1 protein-coding gene is annotated in these 1,242 nt (G+C 70.1%); it reads right to left on the bottom strand.

What is annotated here, in order from left to right:
• Window positions 1-456 precede the first annotated feature (456 nt).
• On the bottom strand, window positions 457-1,089 hold the full coding sequence (locus AC27IQ_RS24885) for a DUF1439 domain-containing protein (protein WP_487091203.1): 633 nt from the start codon (window positions 1,087-1,089) through the stop codon (window positions 457-459).
• Window positions 1,090-1,242 lie beyond the last annotated feature (153 nt).

Genomic DNA, 1,242 nt, shown 5'->3' with positions numbered 1-1,242 from the left:
CGGCGGCCAGCGCCAGCGCCAGGCTGACCAGGGACAGGCCCCAGAGCGTTTCGGTCTGGAACCACGAGGTGAAGGATGGCGTGTTCATGGAGCTCCTTGAAAAGAAGGACCGGGCCGCGCGCGAGGCGCCGCCGGTGGCATGAAAGGAATGGGGCGGGAGGGGCTGGTGGCCCCTGCGGGCACGGCGGGACCGTGCGCAACGGCGCTGGGTGGCCGCGCCGGAAAGCACCCATCGTAAAAAACGCCGGGCCGGACCGGGGTAGGACCACGCCGCACCTGCCCTGCGGCGCGCCGGGCCCGGCGCTCAGAACATCTCCAACATGGGATGCAAGGCGCGGTGCGCCGCCAATGGCAGGGGCTTGCGTGCAAACGCGGCAACGCGGCAAACCGCCCGGAAAGGCACTGGCCCCGCAGGTGGAAGAGCCATCCCCGAAAAAGCGGTGAACACTTTCCTTTCTAAGGTGCGGCCTTGGGCTCGAAGCGCACGACCAGCCCCTTGTCCGTCACCGTGATGCTGCTCGGCTGCATGCCCAGGCCATCCGGCACGGCCAGGTCCTGCGGCCGCAACTGGTGCAGCACCACCTCGCTCAGCGTCTGCTGGGCCAGCTGCGGGCCATAGATGTCGAGCATTTCCGCGGCCTGCGGCTGCAGCCCCTCCAGGCGCAGCGCGTTCACATGCAGCTGGTGCGCGCGGATCGTGCGGTCCGATGGCTCGTAGCGCAGCGCGAAGTCCACATCGAACGCGCCGGCGTAGCGGCGTTGCAGCAGCGGGCCCGAGGCGGTCACGTCCATGTCGGCGTTCAGCCGGTTCTGCTGCGGCAGCAGCCGCAGCCGGGGCGCCTGCACATCCAGGTTCATCAGGCCGCCCAGCGCATAGCGGCGGGGGAACTTCTCTGCCACGGCGCCCTGCATCTGCTCGGCGGAGATGGTGTAGCTCTGCGCCCAGGCCTGGGGCGCCACGGCGCAGGCGGCCAGGGCGAGCGCGGCGCAGACGGCCCGGAAAACGCCACGGGGTGCTGTGGAGTGCTTGGAGTGCTCGGAGTGCGCGGGGTGCGGAATCGAACGGAAAGCAACCATCGTGGCGGACACCCTCATGTGCAGAAAAGAAAAGACCAGCAACGGCAGTGACTGACCGCGGGCAGGCCGATCAGTTCCCGGGCGGCGGCGCAGGCGGGCGCCGACCGGCCCCATGGCCCCGGCCCGCACGTCAGCCCCACCAGCGTTGCCACCAGGGCGACTGCG

It is taken from the genome of Acidovorax sp. KPB24-07, from assembly GCF_057543315.1.
Note: the sequence above shows the minus strand (reverse complement) of the source record. Positions and strands in the feature narration are given on the sequence as shown.